The organism is Brevibacterium sp. ACRRH (assembly GCF_022346365.1).
In the GTDB taxonomy this organism is placed as follows: domain Bacteria; phylum Actinomycetota; class Actinomycetes; order Actinomycetales; family Brevibacteriaceae; genus Brevibacterium; species Brevibacterium paucivorans.
Genome location: NZ_JAKRMN010000007.1, coordinates 105,394 through 124,151, shown reverse-complemented (window position 1 = coordinate 124,151; position 18,758 = coordinate 105,394). Strand labels below are relative to the sequence as shown.

Genomic DNA, 18,758 nt, shown 5'->3' with positions numbered 1-18,758 from the left:
CCGTGTGACAGCTTAACGAGTTATCGCTTCACCACTGTGATTTTGTGAGCAATCAACAATTACATGCCCTCTGTCAGTCTGCCAAACACCAAAGCAATTCGCAGAACAAAACCGGCGCGCGCCTGTGTGGCATCGAGACCAATCAGTTCCTGAATCTTGCGAAGGCGGTACCGGACTGTATTTGGGTGAACTTCTAACGCCTTCGCGGTCGCCTCAAGTGAACCGCCAAAGTCTACGTAGTTCTCCGCCGTCGTGAGCAACTGGCCGCTCCCCATCGACAGTGGCTCATAGAACGTCCTCACCAGTTCATTCACGGCAGTCTGATCGCCTGCCATGGCACGTTCTGGCAACAGATCCGACGCGAAAACCGGACGCGGAGAGTTAGGACGCGCGTACGCCGTCCGCAGTGCCCAGGACGCCGCAGCGGCACTGGCTCCCGCCTCGGCCAACGACGCTACCCGCGGCCCGATCACCACTTCTTGTGGCCCAAAGTACTGCAACAGCTGACCCACTGCACGGTCAATGTCAGTGGCACCACCCAGGACAATCAGCAAACGATTGTCGTGAATCCCCACCAGCGCGTCTTCACCCGCGCGCTGGGCCGCAGACCGCACCTCGCTGAGGCCACCCTTGAACGTGCGAGCGGACGCGCGACCAATGATTACATGCACGGCAGCCTTCGACCTCCACCCATACGCTGCCGTTCGGCTCGCCAACTCGTCGACCGAGTCACCCCGCATAAGCGCGTCAATCACCATGGCCTCGAGGCGAACATCCCAACTTCCGCGCGCCTCGGCGGCACGGGCATATACATCGGCGGCCGCAAAGGCGATTTCGCGCGAGAAAACCAGAACACCTTCGCGCAGGCTCTCCACATCAGTAGAGTTACCCAACTGGGCTACGTGCTCCTCCACGACCTCAACTACGACGCGCAACAACTGCAGGGTCTGCTGCAGTGAGATGGTGCGCATGAGTTCGCGTGGCGCGTTGTGGAAGATCTCCGAAACAATCCCAACCGGCGCATCGGGGTTGCGATACCACTCAATGAACGACGTAATACCCGCATGCGCCAAATGAACAACCCATTTGCGTTCAGAGGGTGAAAGCCTACGGAACCACGGCAGTTGGGCTTCGATCCGGCCTGCGGTCAGCCGAGTGAGGGCGTCTTTACCCTTCTGAAGCCGCAAAATTGTATCGTCGCGTCCGGAACGATCAGCGCTGAGGTTTCCGGACTTGGGAGAAGTCGAGAGCATGAGCTCATGCTACATGCTTTTGCACAAAAAGTTTGTAGGTCAGGGACAAGAAAAGGCCGAGGTCGCAGCGGCTGCCGCTACGACCTCGGCGGGGGTGCCACGCTGGGTGGCACCCGGGTGGGGTGGACGACTGTTAGGCGTCGCCTCCGGCCTCGCCGGTCGATCCAGCGCGAGGATCGTCGAGCTTGTACTTCTTGGACGCTTCCGCAGCCACCGATGGGTCGATTTCGCCCAGGTCAGCCAAGCTGATGAGCGCCTGGACAACCACGGATTCGGCGTCGATGAGGAAGTGACGGCGAGCAGCTGCGCGGGTGTCAGAGATCGCGTAGTCGTCAGCTCCCAAGCTGGTGAAGTGGCCCGGCACGTACTGGCGGATCATGTCCGGCACCGTACGTGTGTAGTCCGAGGTCGCAATGACGGGACCCGGTGCGTCGGCGAGCTTCTGCGTCACGAATGGCACGCGACGTTCAGCACTTGGGTCGAGCAGGCGCTCGTCATCGCAGGCGAGACCGTCACGGCGTAGCTCCTGCCACGACGTCACCGACCACACGTCAGCCGATACGTTCCAATCTTCTGCCAGCAGTTGCTGTGCCTCGATGATCCATGGGACTGCAACACCGGATGCCAGAAGCTGAACCTTAGGACCGTCGAGTTCGGGGCCGTCGGACAGCTTGTAGATTCCCTTAAGCAGACCTTCAACGTCAAGATCCTCAGGCTCTGCAGGCTGAACCATAGGTTCGTTGTACATAGTGATGTAGTACGAAACGTTTGGGTCCTGACGCTCGTCCTCAGGGTCGTACATGCGCTTGAGACCATCGCGAACGATGTGACCGATTTCGTACACATACGCTGGGTCATACGACACGATCGACGGGAACGTCGACGACAGCACGTGCGAGTGGCCGTCTCCGTGCTGGAGACCTTCAGCGGTCAGCGTGGTACGCCCAGCCGTTGCACCCAGGATGAATCCGCGTGCCAACTGGTCGCCCGCTGCCCAGAAAGCGTCGCCGGAACGCTGGAACCCGAACATGGAGTAGAAGATGTAGAACGGGATCATGGGCTCGCCGTGCGTGGCGTAGCTCGTACCCACGGCGTTGTAAGCGGCGACCGATCCATCTTCGTTAATTCCCATGTGTAGGATCTGACCGTCGGTCGCTTCTTTGTAAGCGAGGAACAGGTCACGGTCAACCGACACGTAGTTCTGTCCGTGCGGGTTGTAGATCTTCGCAGTTGGGAAGAACGAGTCCATTCCAAAAGTGCGTGCTTCGTCAGGAATGATCGGAACAACGCGCTTTCCGAACTCCTTGTCACGCATAATGTCTTTCAGAATGCGCACAAAGCCCATAGTCGAGGCAATTGCCTGCGTTCCCGAGCCCTTCTTGGCCATGGCGTATGCCTTGTCGTCAGGCAACGCAATCTGCGTGTACTTGGAGCGACGCTCAGGCGAGAAGCCACCCAGCTCACGTCGACGTTCCAGCATGTACTGGATTTCAGGCGCGTCCTCACCAGGGTGATAGTACGGAGGAAGCTTGGGGTTCTTCTCGAGTTCTTCGTCAGAGATCGGAATGGAGAAGTGATCGCGGGCCAGCTTGAGGTCCTCAACGGTCATCTTCTTCATCTGGTGCGTAGCGTTACGCGCTTCGAACGTGGGTCCAAGCGAGTAACCCTTGACCGTCATCACAAGGATCGCTGTGGGCTGACCGGTGTGTTCGACCGCCGCCTTGTAGGCTGCGTACACCTTGCGATAGTCGTGGCCACCGCGCTTGAGGTTCCAGATTTCTTCGTCGGTCATGTCGGCGACCATGGCCTTGGTGCGTGGGTCGCGACCAAAGAAGTTGTCGCGCACGAAGCCACCGGACTCACCCTTGTAGGTCTGGTAGTCGCCGTCCGGCGTTGCGTTCATGAGGTTCACGAGCGCACCGTCGCGGTCCTTTGCCAGCAGAGCGTCCCATTCACGACCCCAGATGACCTTAATGACGTTCCAGCCAGCACCTCGGAAGAACGCTTCGAGCTCCTGAACGATCTTTCCGTTACCACGCACCGGCCCGTCGAGGCGCTGCAGGTTGCAGTTGATGATGAAGTTCAGGTTGTCGAGCTCTTCGAACGCCGCGTACTGCAACATTCCGCGGCTTTCTGGTTCGTCGAGTTCACCGTCACCCAGGAAGGCAAACACACGCTGCTGCGAGGTGTCCTTAATTCCACGGTTGAGCAGGTACTTGTCGAACATTGCCTGCGTAATCGCGTTCATGGGACCCAAGCCCATGGACACGGTTGGGAACTCCCAGAAGTCCTGCATGTGACGTGGGTGCGGGTATGAAGGAAGCCCGAATGGCTTACCGTCCACGTAGTGCGACTTCATCTGGCGGAACCCGTCGAGCTGGTCGGCGCTCAAGCGACCTTCCAAGAATGCGCGAGCGTACATACCGGGGGAGGCGTGACCTTGGTAGAACACGTGGTCGCCACCGCCTGGGTGGTCTTTGCCGCGGAAGAAGTGATTGAGACCCACTTCGTAGAGAGTCGCGGCGGAGGCATACGTGGAGATGTGCCCACCCACTTCGATGCCTGGGCGCTGCGCACGGTGAACCATGACGGCTGCGTTCCAGCGAAGCCAGCGACGGTACCGGCGTTCAACTTCTTCGTCTCCCGGGAACCACGGTTCGTCTTCAGGTCCGATCGTGTTAATAAAGTCTGTTGCTGTCAGGCTGGGCACGCCGATGCGGTTCTGACGCGCACGGTTAAGCAGGCTGAGCATGACATAGCGGGCACGAGACTGCCCAGCTTCATCGATAAGGGCGTCAAGTGACTCAAGCCATTCCTGAGTTTCTTGAGGATCTGTGTCGGGCACTTGGCTGGGGAGACCGTTAAGAATTGGTCCATGCCTCTTACTGTCCACTTAGTTTTCCTCCTGAACAATAGTGGTCCACCCGGTGACACACTCACCGCAGTAACCGATCTGTTGGCTGTTTTCTAGCCTAAACCGAATACGCGCTCAGTTGCGCCGTACATACAGACAAAACGGCCCAGTGTGGTGCTAGTAACACAGTGTGAGTTCATTTGAACGGTCGGTTGAACGACTCGGTGGTTTCAAAATGTTCGTTAGGTTTGCCCAAGAGCGAACTTACGGGAAGAATAGGAGACATGAGTAACACCCCGTCAGGAAGGACGCTCGACTGTACTCGCACTAACCCTCTGGGATTAGAAAAGGGTACATACATTCAGGAAATCGGCTATGACGACGATGTTGACTTCGCCTTGCGCGAGGCAATCGAGAAGGTCACAGGCGAAGAGATGGCCGATGAGGATGTCGACGACGTCTTTGACGCGATCGTCATGTGGTGGCGATCAGATGACCCCGACCTCACCGACGCAATCGTAGACGCCCAGACCACGCTGACCGATGGTGGCGTCGTATGGCTTCTCACTCCCAAGGCCGGACGCGAAGGTCACATCGCTCCCGTCGATATCAACGCGGCTGCTCCCACCGCCGGCATGCACGTGACTAAAACTGTCAGTGTGTGCGACGACTGGTCCGCTGTGCGTCTGGTTGGCAAAAAGTCGTACGGGTAATGACCCTCACTGACGCACACCCTGGTTGGACGCGTGAGTGTCACACCCACCTGGGGCCGGTTGTGTCCTTGTTGACGGTGGGCGAGCTTGCCGTCCCTGAGGTTGACCAGCATGGCGTGTTGGCCGTGTTCGTCCCGTTTGCGTTTACGCCCACGTGTCACGCCGAGGTGGGAGAACTTTCCGCGTCCCGTGCAGTTTTGGAGGGCGCCGGTATCGCCTGCACGATCATTTCGTGCGATTCGAAGTTCACCCAAGCCGCATGGGTGGAGACGGCAGGGTCTGCGTGGCCGCTCATGTCTGACTTCTGGCCGCATGGGGCCTTGAGTCGCGACTTTGGTGTGTTCGATGAGCAGTCGGGGATGGCTGTGCGTGGCACCTTTGCGCTGAACATGAGCGGGCAGGTCGTTGACTCCGAGGTCCTGCAGCCTGGCCAAAAACGCGATTTTACCGAGCGTGGTCTGGCTCGATGGATTGACGCCCTCACTACATAGCGGTCGCCTCTCGCATTATTGAGTCGCTTCCACCATGATGGTGATAGACACCTTACGAGGAAGGACTTCTGATGGCCACTCTGTTTACCAAAATCATCGACGGCGAAATCCCTGCAACGTTTGTCTACGAAGACGATCGTTGTGTTGCGTTCATGGACATCCAGCCTTTGACTGACGGTCACCTTCTGGTTGTGCCACGTGAAGAAGTGGACCACTGGCTTGATCTTGACGATGACCTGGTTTCTCACCTCTTCACGGTGGCAAAGAAGCTCGGAAACGCACAGAAGAAAGCGTTTGGTTGCGAACGCGTGGGTCTGATTGTGCAAGGGTTCGAGGTTCCCCACGTCCACATTCACGTGTTCCCAACGAATCAGATTTCTGACTTTGACTTGGCGAACAAACACGACACAACAGCGGAAGCTCGTGAAGAAGTGGCGTCGAAGATCAAAGAGGCGCTGTAAACGAGTTTTGCGTTCTGAAATATGTGTGCCATAATCTTTCAGTGGTCAGTGAGAAATCCTGACCAGGGGGCCTATAGCTCAGTTGGCTAGAGCATCTCGTTTACACCGAGAGGGTCGGGGGTTCGAGTCCCTCTGGGCCCACCAGTGTGAAGTCTCGGGACATCGTTCACTCGATGTCCCGAGATTTTTTGTGTTTTGGGGTGATGATGTGTCGGGTCATCGTTCCCTTTTTGTGGGTGGGTGTGTCGGGTCATCGTTCCCCTTTTTTGTGTGTGGGGTTCTTGTTTTTGGTTGGTAGTTTTTGGTCGGGTCGATGGTGTATTCGGCGATGATTTCTCCGGTTGTTTTGTTGATTGCGATGGCGTTGGGTCCGTTGACGAGGAGGATGATTCGTTGTCGGTTGTGTGCGCGTCCGATGCCGAGGTGTTTGAGTTTTCCGGCGTAGCGGAGGGTGATTTTTCCGTAGCTGTCGACGCGGTCGAAGCGTACTCGCCAGTGGGTGTTGTGTAGGTGCATGGTTGGTTGGTCTTTGGGTGTGGCGGTGTAGGTCTGGTGGGGTGTTTGTCTGTTGATGGCGCGGTGTTTTCGTTTGGTGTTGTATATCGTGCGGAAGTCGTGCAGTTGTTGTTGTAGGTCCTCGATGGTGAGTGCGGGTGGTTGGGCTTGTAGCCATTTTTTGAGGGTGCTGTGGAGGCGTTCGATTTTTCCTTGGGTGGTTGGTTTTCCGGGGTGGCCGTTTTTCTGTTCGATGTTGAGGTCTGCTAGGAGCTGTTCGAACGGGTTTGGTTGTTGGTTGTTGGCGCGTCCGCCGGCAAGGCGGGTGGTGTAGACCAGTCCGTTGTCGGTCAGGGTTGCGGCGGGTAGTCCGTGTTGGTCTGTGGCTTCTAGGAAGGTGTCTACGACGATGTGGCCGGTGATTCGTGGGTGGGCACTGATGTGTGTGAGGTAGCGGGAGTGGTCATCGAGCCAGGAAATGATTTCGGTGTCGGTGCCGTCGGCTAAGGGCCAGTGTGTGAAGTCGGATTGCCACAGGCTGTTGGGGGCAGGTGCTTGGAAGCGGTGCCAGGATGAGCGGGGTCGTTTTTGTGGTTGCGGGGTGATTTCGTTGGAGGTTTTAAGGTTTCGCCAGATTGTGCTGGTTGATGGGCGGGTGTTTTCGGGTAGTCGGTCGTAGATGGATTCGGCTCCGGCGTCTAGGCCGTCGCGGAGGAGTTGGTGGCGTAGTTCCACGATTGTTTCTCGGATGTGTTCTGGGGTTTTGTTGGGGTTGGTCAGGGGGCGTGTGGAGCGTGGTTGGAGTGCTTCGAGTCCGCCGGTGCGTGTGAAGTCTCGGGACATCGTTCACTCGATGTCCCGAGACTTTTGTGTTTTGGTGCCTTTCCGTTACTCCACGTGCAACATCTCTCCGAGCTGACGGAAAATCGCCTTGTTTAAGCGGAAGCCCAGGTCTGCCTCAGCGATGACCGCTTCCTGTTGCTCCCTGCTCAGCGTTACCGCATCGAGCTTGGCCCTATAGTCGTCCTTGAACAGTTTCGGCTTGTTGATACCCGGGAAGCGCCACATGTTAAGTGCTTCATCTTCGATTCTGTAGTGCCTCTTGACCAGCTTTCCGATCGCCAGACCGCCTGAGAGGTCGCCTAGGTAGCGCAGGTAGTGATGCGCTAGTAACTGCTCTGGACTCACCTCAGACTGGAAGTGTTCAGCCAAGAAGCGTGTTGCTTCCAGAGCTACTGGAGGCTGGCGGTCCTCCCCAAGTAGGTAGTCGAGGTCATTATTGATCGCCTGAGTGCGAGCGAGTCCTGGGTGGTCGAAGAACGCAACAGTAGAGTCAGAGGGTGCAGCTTGCACAGCGGTTTCCAGCGCAGGGTAGAGGACCGCGTACTGTTCTAGCAACGCAATGTAGGCATGGCGGTCGAGTCTTCCCGCCATGAGATCAACAATGAACTTTTCGGATTCGGCTTCACTGTGTTCCCGCTGCGTTTCCTTCCGCAGTCGCTGTGAGAACGACAGGGTTTCTGCGGCTGGGGTTGTGATAGTCATGTCTCCTCCACGAGGTGTTGTCCCGGTTATGGGATTTCTTACTTTTTTGTTTGGGGTTTAGGTCCAAGTACTGGGATCGAGTCCGATGTTTCTTCGTAGCAACCAGCCGATTCCGACGGTTGCTGCGATGCCTGTGGCCGCGGTTGCTCCTCCAAGCCACCAGGTTTTTGCATTGATGGTGCCCATTCCTTCGGAGCGGCGAGCCTCATATGCGGTTGCAGCGAACGCTGTTGTGTCTTCAACGTCTGCCGGCTGGGCGCTGGAGCTCTGCGGCCCGCCGCCGGGCCCTACAGCGCCTGGGACACCAACTCCTGGTTCGCCAACAGTGTTTCCGCCGGTCACAGTTGAACCTGGTCCGCCTGCCCCAGCTACGCTTTCACCGGGTTTTGCTGGTTCTGTAGCTGGCACCTGGAAGCTGTTGTCAAAGGCAATCGTCAGCGGCAGTGCGGGTTTGCGGGCGTCCGCAATTCCACCGGAGGAATACCAGTAGGAGCTCTGCCCGGTTTTGACGTTGAAGTCGACCCAGCTCTTAGGGAATGAACCCCATTCGGCTTCGGTTCGGTCCTGCGGTGTGTTGCCATCGCCGGCCCTGTAATCAACACCAAGGTAGTCGGGGGTGACGGTGAATCCTCCATCCTTCACGGCCTTGTTCACATCGAGCCCGGAGAAGGTCGCAAGCGTGATGGTTTCGGATTTCAGCTTCTCCCATTTTGACAGGTCTTCCATGTCTGCTCCGTAACCGGACGCGGTTCCCGTCAGTTCGCCCCTTCCGTCTTTTGTGACGGTGAGCTTCGGGTCGGATACGGACCAGTACGTCATCCCGGAGTAGAAGACGATTGTGAAACCGCCATCCCAGCTGGCAGTTATTTCACCGTCGTCGATGTTGATGCTTCCACCATCAATGTTCAGCCGCGATTCGTGGTTCGAGTCCTTGTCGGCTGCCACGACTCGACCGCCATAGCGGTCATCGCACTTGTTCTGCCATGTTGCGGTGTGGAACTCTCCGGATGCGTCTGGCTTTTCGATCTTTACGTTGCCGTCGGTAGGTTTGTACAGTTTTCCAGGTGCGTCCCAGACAACAGCACCCCCGTTGTCTGGGGACACGCCTGCGGACAGGAAGTTGCAAGTGCCGGGAGCAAACCCGCCGGCGCTGGTTTCCTTGTTGATCGCCCAGAACAAGGATGCGTTTGATCCCGTCGGTGTTTCGGGCGGATTCTTCTCCTCTGTCGAGGTGCCGTCCGGTTTTTCCGTGTTGTCGTCCCCAGCATCGGGTTTCGGACTGGGTGCCGGTGGCTGCGGAGTAGCCGACGGCTGTTCGGGCATGACCGGAGTGCCTGTGAACGATACGCTCAGCGGACTGGGCTTTTTGCGCGCATCCGCGGCCCCGCCGGACGTGTACCAGTACTGGGTCTGGCCAGTCAGCACATTGAAGTCCACCCAACTCTTGGGGAACGAGCCCCAGCCTTCTTTTTCTTTGTTTTGGTCGGGCTGTCCACTGTCTACACCCTCGTAGTCAGGGGTGACGGTGAAGCCATTTTCATCAAGTTCAACCGTGTTGTTCTTGAAGTCGGCGATGGTGCCTTCAACGGGCTTGAGCTTCTCCCACTTGGAAAGGTCGGCCATGTCGGCTCCGTAGCCGGAGAAGGTGCCGGTGAGCTTGCCCTTGCCGTTCTTCACTTCAAGCTTTGGGTTGCTCACCGACCAGTAGGTGTACCCGGAGTAGTACACCACGGTGAACGACCCTTCCCACTGGATGTTTCCAGTGTTAGTTGCGGTGTCTACTTCTCCCGTGCCACCGGAAAACTGGACGTAGTTTCCAGAGCTCACACCCGCGGTATTGACTCGTTTGCTGTCTGGGGTCTGGCATTTGTTGTCCCACGTGATCGGCTGCGTGCCGCCATCAGCGGTGGGGCGCAGAATCTTGACGTTGCCATCCTGGGCTTTGAACAGTCCGCGCCTTTCGGCGTCATTCGGCCACAGCGAGGATCCACCGTTGTCAGCCGCTACACCTGCGGAAAGGAAGTTGCATGAACCGGGTAGATAGGCTCCTGCTCCGGACTCTGCATTGATTCCCCACGTGAGCCCGGCGTCTGCGACTTTTAATTTCGACGAATCAGCTTCGGAAGTCCCAGACTCGCTGTTCGGTGATGCCAAGGCTGCTGTACCTATGAGTAGTCCTGTAGCGAACACCAGGATCAAGAATATTGTTCCAGCTGCCACCCATGTGACTATTAATCGCTTCATCGTGTTTCCTCCTGTGACTCTGCCCTACCGTCAACGATGCGCTCCATAACAAGTGTTGGAGCGTTTCCACTGTCTGCGTCGGCTGTTGCACCCTGGGAATGCATGTGCTTCCCTCTTGCTACTGGCTGCCGTGGCTGATCGCCGGAGGAGCTTTCTTTGTCTTCGATAAGTTCAAAGAATCGCATGGGTCCTCTTGATGTCTGATTTTGTGTGCTCGGTTGCTGTGTGTACGAGTATTGTTTGCTGATTACCGGGTGACGCATTCCGGAATCATGCATGTCAGCTCGTGCAATCTTGGTATCAACAGTTCTCTCGTATTTGCGCGTGCGAGCTTCTTGTTTCTCACGGAACTTCTGCAGTTTGCGTTCGCGCTTGTGCTCTGCCGCAATAGCGCGCTTAGCCCTGCGCGTGCGCACACGCTCCAGTGCTTCGGGGCTGACACCCAGAAGCAGCGATTTCACTGCCATGTAGGAACCGACTCCCACGGCCAGGGCAATCGCACAGATGGCGAGAACCACTCCGATCATCAGCAGAAACACCATGCGGTTGGCGTTCGTGTTGATCGCATCAACCTGATCGGGCTCCAGCAGGGGCCCTGAAGCCGGCTGCTGTCCACCCGCTGCTCCCGGTGCCGGTGTGGCGGTGGCGTCTGCGTTCTTCTGGTCTTTGTCGTCCTTCGAAGCATTGTCATTCGGTGCGGCTGCCTCACCGGTAGCACCGTTGTTTTGTGCCTGTTCGCCACCCGACTGACCAGCCGCTGCGGCAGCCGGGAACTCAATCGGCGTGAAGGTTTCGTTCTTGGCGTTCGACACACCGTGTGCGCCGATCGTGATGATGCCGCAGCGTTCACGCGTGCAATCAACATCAACCGGATTGCGGTCACGGTCATAGGACGTGAAGCGAGCTCCGGGAAGGATGATCTCGCCTGACCACGTGCCGTCGGCATTCAGCGTGCCGCCGTTGGCAGCGTGAGCTGTCGACGATCCTGGGAACGTGACGAACAGCTGATAGCCCACAGGATTCGATTCGTCGTCATAGGCGTAGCGCAGGTTCGTGCCCGTTTTGCCGCCCTTGCTTGGCTGCCACGTGCCTTCGGCAACACCGAACAGGACATAGATGCCGCCGAAGCCGTTCTGCACCGACTGGAAACCACTGCCGGAGAGTTTCAGGGTCGAGGTACCGTCAACAGAAGGCGTACCCGACACGGAAACCCGGGCGGCCGCCTGGGCGGGTTCGGGACTGACGGTGGCACTCGCGAAAGCGCCCATGCCACCTATGAGCGCAGCGGCAGCCGCGGCAGCCAACCGCCGCAGACCAAGCCGCTTCTTCCGGCTGCCCGGTGCGTGTCGAGGCTGATTCATGACATGTCCTTTCTGGAAGGGCGAACCGGCACCACCAGCGGTGAACCGGATACCGGGTCGGTAAAAACAGTGACGGGATGGCCGTAGGCTTCGCTGATCCGCTCGGCTGTCAGCACCTCTTCCGGTGTGCCGTCAGCAGCGATGCGGCCGTTGTTGAGCAGGGCAATGCGGTCTGCGTAGGCTCCGGCCAGATCAAGGCTGTGCAGAACCACAACAACAGCGGAGCCCGTGGCCGCGTATTCACGCGCAATCGTCAGCACGAGTTCCTGGTGGCGGATGTCCATGGCCGCTGTCGGTTCGTCCAACAGCAGAATCGGGGCTGCCTGTGCAAGGATGCGGCCCAAAGCAGCACGCGAACGCTCACCACCGGACAGCGAGGTGAAGGTGCGGGAAGCAAAGCGGCTCGTGTCCGTGCGCTTTAGCACTGCGGACACGATCCTGTCGTCATCGGCTGCCGCCTGCGTCCGCTGCCACGGGGCGCGGCCCATCTCAACGACCTCGAGCACTGTGAAGGGGAAAGACACATCGACCTGTTGCAGCAGAACAGCCCGGCGCATAGCCAGTTCGCGGGTGTTCCACGCATAGGACGGATGATCGTTGATGGTGACTGCCCCGGAAGCCTCCTCAACATCGCCGGTAATGACACCCAGAAGTGTGGATTTTCCGGCACCGTTGGGGCCGACAAGAGCCAGCACTTCGCCCGCCCGGACATCCAGGCTGGCCCCCTCGAGAACCTTACTTTCACCGTCATAGGACACCGTCACCTGGTCCACCGACAGAACGGTGCTTCCCGGTGTGGGGACTTCCGGCGGACGGCTTTCGCGGGCCTGGCGCAGCTTTTCGATCATGCCCAGCCTCCTGCCTCACGACGGCTGCGGCGCAGCAGGTAGAAGAAGTACGGACCACCGATGAGCGCAGTGAGCATGCCGATCGGGAGGTCGGCGAACTCAATGAGCGTGCGCGCAGCCAGGTCGGCAAAGGTCAGCAGCACCGCGCCGCCGAGCACCGATGCCGGCAGCAGCAGACGGTGGCCCGGCCCCAACAGCATGCGCATCAGGTGTGGAACCACCAAACCGACGAAGGCGATGATGCCGACAAACGCAACCGCAGCACTGACCAGCAGAGCCGACAGGACCATGGCGTACAGGCGCAGACGCTCAACATCGACACCCAGGTGGCGGGCCGCCTTCTCACCCAGAGACACCAGGTCCAGGCCCCGGGCGAGGAACATCGTGAGAACGATTCCCACGACCACCAGCGGAACGACAATCGCAACCTGTTCCCACCGGCTGCCGTTGAAGCTGCCCATCTGCCAGAACACGATCTGCTCACGTGCCTGCGTGGGGGCTTTGAACACGATGAACGAAATGAGCGCACCGGAAATCGCGTTGACCGCAACACCCGTGAGGATCAGGGTGACGACTTCCGTTCGGCCGTTCGACCGCGCCAAGACGTACACGACGATTGTTGTGACCAGACCGCACACAAACGCCAGGAGCGGAACCGTGAATCCGCCCAGGAAGCTCAGGCCGTGCAGAAACGCAAACGACGCACCGACGGCAGCACCGGAAGACACTCCGATTGTGCCCGGTTCAGCCAGCGGGTTGCCGAAGATGCCCTGCATAACAGCACCGGCAATGGCCAGGGCAGCACCCACAAAGACCGTCAGAACGATCCGCGGAAAGCGCACCTCCCACAGGGCCTCAGCACCGAATTCGTGTGAGGGACCGGGCAGCCAGGTGATGCCCACCGACTGCAGAACGGAACCCACAACTTCCTTCGGCGCAATGTAGAGCTGACCCAACATGGCCGAAAGCAGAGTTCCGCCAAGCAGCAGCACCGCCAAAGTGGTGAAGACCGTGGTCACCCGGGCAGCCGAAACCCTCCCGTAACTTTTCTCACTGTGCCTGCGCCCCGGAACCTGGGCGGCAGGTGCCGAAGAAGCAGAACGGGAGCGGCGCCTCGTGCGCTGTTCGTCCAAAGGCGAACCGGCAAAAGGTGCGGGCGGATCGAGATGCTCAGCAGATCTGGAATGAGTAGTGCTCAAGGGTCTTCTCCTTAGGCGTCCGCTTCAGCGGACTCTTCCTTTGGGACGTAGGCGTATTCGGGCACGTGGACCGCAGTGCCCAGGGCGGCGATGACTTCGGCGGTGCGGGGGCCGAAGCTCATGACTTCGTAGTCGCTCATGTCGACAATCCGACGGTGTTTGCCAGCGGGGGTCTGCGCAATGCCCGGCAGTTTGAGGGCTTCATCGATCCCGCCGACGCTCTCCAGGCCCTTCGTCATGACCAAAATGACGTTCGGGGCGGCTTTCACCAGGGCTTCCGCGTTGGTTGGGGACATGCCCGCAAAGCCGACTTCGGTCGCAACATCGCGGGCGCCAATGGCCTGAATGAGGGAATCTGCGCCGGAGCCTTTGCCGAACCAGTAGTAGATGTCGCCGCGCAGATACAGAAACACCGTGCGCGGACGGTCCGCCGGATTGTCAGGGGCTAGCGCCTGGACTCTCTTTTGGGTTTCGGCGATTTCCTCATCGACGCGCTTGGCCAGCTGTTCGCCCGCATCCTGCAGGCCCAGCGCCTTGGCAACCGCGACGATCTGCGGGCTGACGCCGTCCACGCCGTCCTCCGTCGCCGACGGAATGAACACCACGGGAATGCCGGCATTGCGCAGCTGCAGCTGGACGTCATAGGGGCCGATCGTCGAATCCGTCAGCACCACGGTGGGCGCCAGGTTGAGGATTGCCTCCACGTTGAGTTCGTGCCCGTTCTGGGTGACCAGCGGAAGTTCTTTCTGCCCCGGCATGAGCGAAGACATCTGCGTGGAGACATCACGACCGACCAGATTGCAGCCCAGCCCCAGGCCGACAACCGCGGCGGCCAAACCGCCGTTTTGGTTGAGCGCCAGAATTCTCGAGGTGTCACGCACCGTCTGTTCGGGGCCATCGTCCGAGGTGACAGTCACCGGGAGGGTCTGCTGCTGATCTGCGAAATCTGCAATCGGCCGGATCTCGGACGCCTGGGTATAGGCGGTGGTCGGGCCGTGGATTTCGCTGACCGGTAGCTTCTTTGAGCTGGGAACATCCGGGATGTCCGGAAGTTGCGCCGCAGGGGTTGCCGGTGGGGGAACACACTCGTGGGAGTGAGCAGCATTGAGCGTGCCTATGTTGTGGAAACCGTTGTTCCACAGGAAAAGCCCAACCGCGAGCACGGTTGCTGTCACTGCCACACGGCGTTTGGTCCGGCGAGGCACACGCCACCTCGTGTGGTTGTTTCTGGCTTTAACGTCGGGCTTCGTCTCCCGGCGTTGAGCTCGAGATGTGATTCTCATTGCATCCTTTTCCGTGCCAGTGCGTTGGACGCTTTAAGCGAACTATCACTGATCTGTGAATTGACTAACAGGTTATGTTTAGCTAATGATAGCCTTACCTAAGTTAATTAGGTCAAGTAACTATGTCGTAAAAGATTGCGAGCTGTATAGCGCCGCATCACGTTCACAAGGAGAACCATGAAGTCATCATCAAGCGCGCCTTCGCGCTTTAGCTGGCGCGCCGGCGTGGCCGGAAGCGTGGCATTCGCGTTGGGAGGAGCCGGTCTGCTGTCCGCCCACCCCGCGCAGGCAGCAGAAGTTAATGTTTCTGACGCTGTCTTTAGCTGGGGTATCAACGCCGAATCCGGTGCGGGTGCTTATTACCCCGGCTCATGCAACTTCCTGTCCGCCGGCGTGGCCGGCGATGCGGGGAAGGCTGACGTGTGGTCAAAGGAAGATGCGGAAGCTAAGAAGCTGTTCAGCCCGGAAGAAGGCAACGTCAAGATCCTGCGCCCCACCGCTGATGGCGGCACGCAGCCGATCACGTGGGACAACAAGTGCCAAACGCCTGAGGGCGAACGCGTCAACACGTATAACGGCGAGACGGCTAAGCGGTCGGGCAACTTCGTTGAGATCTCCGGTGGCAAGGGCACTATCGACCCTGAAACGAAGTCCGGCACCATCGAGTGGGAAGGTTCGTTCACCGTCGTGTACTATTCCGGGTTCACCTACTGGTCGGTCAGTAACCCGAAGCTCGAGGTGAAGAACGGCAAGGGCAAGATCACCGGAACCTTCTCTGGCTACGGGACCGACATGGCGGACATGACCAAGTGGGAGAAGCTCAAGCCCGTTGAAGGCACCATTGCCGACTTCGGAAACAACAAGGTTGAGCTCGATGAAAACGGCTTCACCGTCACCCCTGACTACGAAGGTGTTGACAGCGGACAGCCTGACCAGAATAAAGAAAAAGATGGCTGGGGTTCATTCCCCAAGAGCTGGGTGGACTACAACGTACAGACCGGCCAGGCCCAGTACTGGTACTCCTCCGGCGGAGCTGCGGACCCACGCAAGAAACCCACTGCACTCACCGTAAAGTACAAGGCCGAAGAGTCTGAACCGCAGGTCGATGAGGAGACGATTAAGAACACGACTAAGAGCACGCACTCTGTTTCTAACGAGGGCCTGGCGGTCAATGTGACCGGCAAAGGCTACAGCGTGCTGCCCAAGGCCAGCACCGGCAAGGACGCCAACGGTGTCTACGTCGCAGTTGTCGACCGCAAGGTCAAGAACAGCGAAATTGAACTGTCACGTCCGTCCGCTAAGGCAGCTTCTGCAGCAGAAAAGTCGTCCAAGGAACCTGTCGCCGTTGAGTACATCCCCGGCAGCGCCATCAAGGACGGCAAGCTCAACGCTAAGGTGACCGCAGGAGCAGACAAGCTGAACAAGGACACCGACTACGACACCGTCGTGTGGGTTGCTCACGGCAACCCGAACGACGAAACGGTTCTCCACCGGTCCAACATCAACCTCACCGACGAACAGAAGAACACGCTGTTCCCAGCCGAAGATCCCAAGGAACAGGAAACGCAGGATCCGAAGGATCCGGAAACACAGGACCCACAGGAACCGACGGACCCCGACCCCAAGGAACCTGAGGCCAACGAGCCTGGCACCCCGGACGACGGAGATAACGAGCCAACGGACCCCAAGGAACCTGAGGCCAACGAGCCTGGCACCCCGGACGACGAAGATAACGAGCCAACGGACCCCAAGGAACCTGAGGCCAACGAGCCTGGCACCCCGGACGACGAAGATAACGAGCCAACGGACCCCAAGGAACCTGAAGCTAACGAGCCTGGCACCCCGGACGACGAAGATAACGAGCCAACGGACCCCAAGGAACCTGAGGCCAACAAGCCTGGCACCAATGACCCCGAGGTGAGGGAACCCGAAGCTAACGAACCGGAAGTTCAGGACCCAGAAGGTGCTCCTGAAAAAGGCGAAAACGACAAGGGCAAACCGGACGTTCAGGACCCAGAAGACCAGAAGCCCGGCGCAAAAGCTCCTGGAGCAGACAAGCCCGGCGCCGCGGAAACTTCAGGTTCTCACGAGAGCAACGCTAAGCCGAGCCCTACCGCTTCTAACTCACTGCCACGTACTGGTGGCACTAATCTGGCGGTAGGAATAGCAGGAATCACATTGCTTGCTGTTGGTGCTGTCGCCATGACTATTTCCAGGCGTCGACCCTAAGTGGAAAGCTGACGATACTGGCGTGACTCTTCCCGGCCGGTCGGGCTTTAGCCCGGCCGGCCTTCCGCTTTTCATAAACAACGTGCGTTGCGGAATACTCTCATCACTCCAAGCAGAAATACCGGACTCAATTCCATGTGATACAACTCACTTTAAGATAACGTGAGTAAACGCTGAGTAAGCATTGTAAGAATTTAAGAGCGTCACGTTCTCAACGTTGCCAGCGTGACGTTTACGTTCCCGAGTTTTGGAGTTCACATGTCAGTTCTCACGCGGTCCGGTATTACCGCGCCCACAACCTATAACCGCTGGCTTATCCCGCCAGCAGCACTCGCCATCCACTTGTGCATCGGTCAGGTGTACGCGTTCTCCGTGTTCAAAATGCCACTCGTTGAGCACTTCAACACGGGTGAAGTGGCGGTTGGGTGGATCTTCTCCGTGGCAATCGCCATGCTCGGTATCTCATCGGCAATCGGTGGCACCTGGGTAGAGAAAGTGGGACCTCGCCTTTCCATACTGGTCTCGGGCGCCTTCTGGGTCATCGGATTCCTTGTTGCATCCGTCGGAATCACCACGGGTCAACTGTGGCTTGTGTACTTTGGTTACGGCTTTCTGGGCGGTATTGGCCTAGGAATCGGGTATATCGCTCCCGTTTCCACACTGATCAAGTGGTTCCCGGACCGTCCCGGCCTGGCAACCGGACTAGCCATCATGGGCTTCGGTGGTGGCGCACTCATCGCTTCACCCATGTCTAACCAGCTCATGGTCGCATTTGGTGGGGGAGACGCGACTGAAAACTTGGTAGACGGTGTGTTCCCGACCTTCCTCGTTCTCGCAGTCGTGTACGCCGTTGTGATTGCACTGGGCGCGTATGTGGTTCGTGTTCCACACCCCGACTGGAAACCACAGGGATGGGACCCAGCGTCCGTCAAATCGAAATCGATGCAGACCACACGGCACGTCAGCGCACGCACAGCCATCACGACCCCTCAGTTCTGGCTGTTGTGGATCGTGCTCTTCACTAACGTGACCGCAGGTATCGGAATCCTGGAAAGCGCTTCACCAATGATCCAGGACTACTTCTCGCAGATCACGCCGGCTTCTGCAGCCGGGTACGTGGGGTTGCTGTCCTTGGCTAACATGGGTGGCCGATTCCTATGGTCATCGGTATCCGACATCACCGGACGCAAATTTATCTATATTGTCTACTTGGGAGTGGGCGTTGGCCTCTACCTCTTGGTCGCGCTCATTGGTCACGGTTCCCTGATTCTGTTCATCTTGGCAACACTCGTGATCCTGTCCTTCTACGGAGGAGGATTCGCGACAATGCCCGCCTACCTCAAAGACATCTTTGGCACCATGCAGGTCGGTGCGATCCACGGCCGTCTACTCACCGCGTGGTCAGCCGCAGGAGTCGCCGGACCACTCATTGTGAACACGGTGCTGGAATCCCGTCGTAGCACGGGCGCTGAAGGCCCGGCTCTTTACCAGTTGAGCCTGCTCATCATGGTGGGAGTTTTGGTCGTCGGATTCATCGCGAACGCGCTCATGCGTCCCGTTGCCGAGAAGCACTACGCCAGCGACGAAGAGGTTGAGCGTCAGAATGCAAGTCACAACCTGAAGAGAGGTAAAGACGGCGGTATTGCTGTCAACGCTGGAAACGCGCTACACACTGTAGCGGCGTGGGTCCTCACGGCGATCGTCACCGTGGGGCTCGGTTACGGTCTGGTCCAGATCGTGCTGAAGTCACTCAAGCTGTTTATCTGACCCACGCACAAGCAC

General features: G+C 58.4%; 14 protein-coding genes and 1 tRNA gene. 6 read left to right on the top strand and 9 right to left on the bottom strand.

Annotated features, from left to right (window positions below; genetic code table 11):
- Positions 1-59 precede the first annotated feature (59 nt).
- Together MHX53_RS08660 and aceE are read right to left on the bottom strand one after the other, a co-directional pair.
- Entirely contained in the window at positions 60-1,253 is a 1,194-nt protein-coding gene (locus tag MHX53_RS08660; protein ID WP_102237982.1) for a helix-turn-helix domain-containing protein, read from the bottom strand.
- 133 nt (positions 1,254-1,386) lie between these two features.
- Positions 1,387-4,146 (bottom strand): pyruvate dehydrogenase (acetyl-transferring), homodimeric type, encoded by a 2,760-nt coding sequence (gene aceE, locus MHX53_RS08655; RefSeq protein ID WP_239272249.1) that lies wholly within the window; start codon positions 4,144-4,146, stop codon positions 1,387-1,389.
- Between the two features lie 245 nt (positions 4,147-4,391).
- On the opposite strand from aceE, the gene MHX53_RS08650 reads away from it, so the two are divergent.
- The 4 genes from MHX53_RS08650 to MHX53_RS08635 all read left to right on the top strand — a co-directional run bounded on the left by MHX53_RS08650 (position 4,392) and on the right by MHX53_RS08635 (position 5,916).
- The gene (locus tag MHX53_RS08650; protein ID WP_102237980.1) at positions 4,392-4,820 is read left to right on the top strand and encodes a DUF3052 domain-containing protein; all 429 of its coding nucleotides are present in this window, start codon (positions 4,392-4,394) and stop codon (positions 4,818-4,820) included.
- The gene (locus MHX53_RS08645) at positions 4,820-5,311 is read left to right on the top strand and encodes a redoxin domain-containing protein (protein ID WP_239272247.1); all 492 of its coding nucleotides are present in this window, start codon (positions 4,820-4,822) and stop codon (positions 5,309-5,311) included. Before MHX53_RS08650 ends, MHX53_RS08645 begins: the two co-directional genes overlap by 1 nt.
- 71 nt (positions 5,312-5,382) lie before the next feature.
- Entirely contained in the window at positions 5,383-5,772 is a 390-nt protein-coding gene (locus MHX53_RS08640; RefSeq protein WP_239272245.1) for an HIT family protein, read from the top strand.
- Between the two features lie 67 nt (positions 5,773-5,839).
- Positions 5,840-5,916, top strand: a tRNA-Val gene (locus tag MHX53_RS08635).
- Between the two features lie 72 nt (positions 5,917-5,988).
- On the opposite strand, the gene MHX53_RS08630 is transcribed toward MHX53_RS08635, so the two are convergent.
- From MHX53_RS08630 to MHX53_RS08600, 7 genes are all read right to left on the bottom strand, one after another.
- Complete coding sequence (locus MHX53_RS08630; protein ID WP_239272243.1) at positions 5,989-7,110, bottom strand: integrase core domain-containing protein; 1,122 nt, start codon at positions 7,108-7,110, stop codon at positions 5,989-5,991.
- A 45-nt stretch (positions 7,111-7,155) separates the two neighbouring features.
- Positions 7,156-7,812 (bottom strand): biliverdin-producing heme oxygenase, encoded by a 657-nt coding sequence (locus tag MHX53_RS08625; RefSeq protein WP_204514305.1) that lies wholly within the window; start codon positions 7,810-7,812, stop codon positions 7,156-7,158.
- A 57-nt stretch (positions 7,813-7,869) separates the two neighbouring features.
- On the bottom strand, positions 7,870-10,056 hold the full coding sequence (locus MHX53_RS08620) for an HtaA domain-containing protein (RefSeq protein ID WP_239272241.1): 2,187 nt from the start codon (positions 10,054-10,056) through the stop codon (positions 7,870-7,872).
- Positions 10,053-11,417: a hypothetical protein gene (locus tag MHX53_RS08615; RefSeq protein ID WP_239272239.1), complete on the bottom strand. Its 1,365-nt coding sequence runs from the start codon at positions 11,415-11,417 to the stop codon at positions 10,053-10,055. Before MHX53_RS08615 ends, MHX53_RS08620 begins: the two co-directional genes overlap by 4 nt.
- On the bottom strand, positions 11,414-12,265 hold the full coding sequence (locus MHX53_RS08610; RefSeq protein WP_239272237.1) for a heme ABC transporter ATP-binding protein: 852 nt from the start codon (positions 12,263-12,265) through the stop codon (positions 11,414-11,416). The genes MHX53_RS08615 and MHX53_RS08610 overlap by 4 nt, the downstream gene beginning before the upstream one ends.
- On the bottom strand, positions 12,262-13,284 hold the full coding sequence (locus MHX53_RS08605; RefSeq protein WP_102237973.1) for an iron ABC transporter permease: 1,023 nt from the start codon (positions 13,282-13,284) through the stop codon (positions 12,262-12,264). The genes MHX53_RS08610 and MHX53_RS08605 overlap by 4 nt, the downstream gene beginning before the upstream one ends.
- A 191-nt stretch (positions 13,285-13,475) precedes the next feature.
- Complete coding sequence (locus MHX53_RS08600; RefSeq protein ID WP_239272235.1) at positions 13,476-14,669, bottom strand: ABC transporter substrate-binding protein; 1,194 nt, start codon at positions 14,667-14,669, stop codon at positions 13,476-13,478.
- Positions 14,670-14,924: 255 nt separating this feature from the next.
- On the opposite strand from MHX53_RS08600, the gene MHX53_RS08595 reads away from it, so the two are divergent.
- Entirely contained in the window at positions 14,925-16,976 is a 2,052-nt protein-coding gene (locus tag MHX53_RS08595; RefSeq protein ID WP_239272233.1) for an HtaA domain-containing protein, read from the top strand.
- 258 nt (positions 16,977-17,234) lie between these two features.
- A complete protein-coding gene (locus tag MHX53_RS08590) occupies positions 17,235-18,743 on the top strand; it encodes an OFA family MFS transporter (RefSeq protein ID WP_239272231.1) in 1,509 nt (502 codons plus the stop codon).
- Positions 18,744-18,758 lie beyond the last annotated feature (15 nt).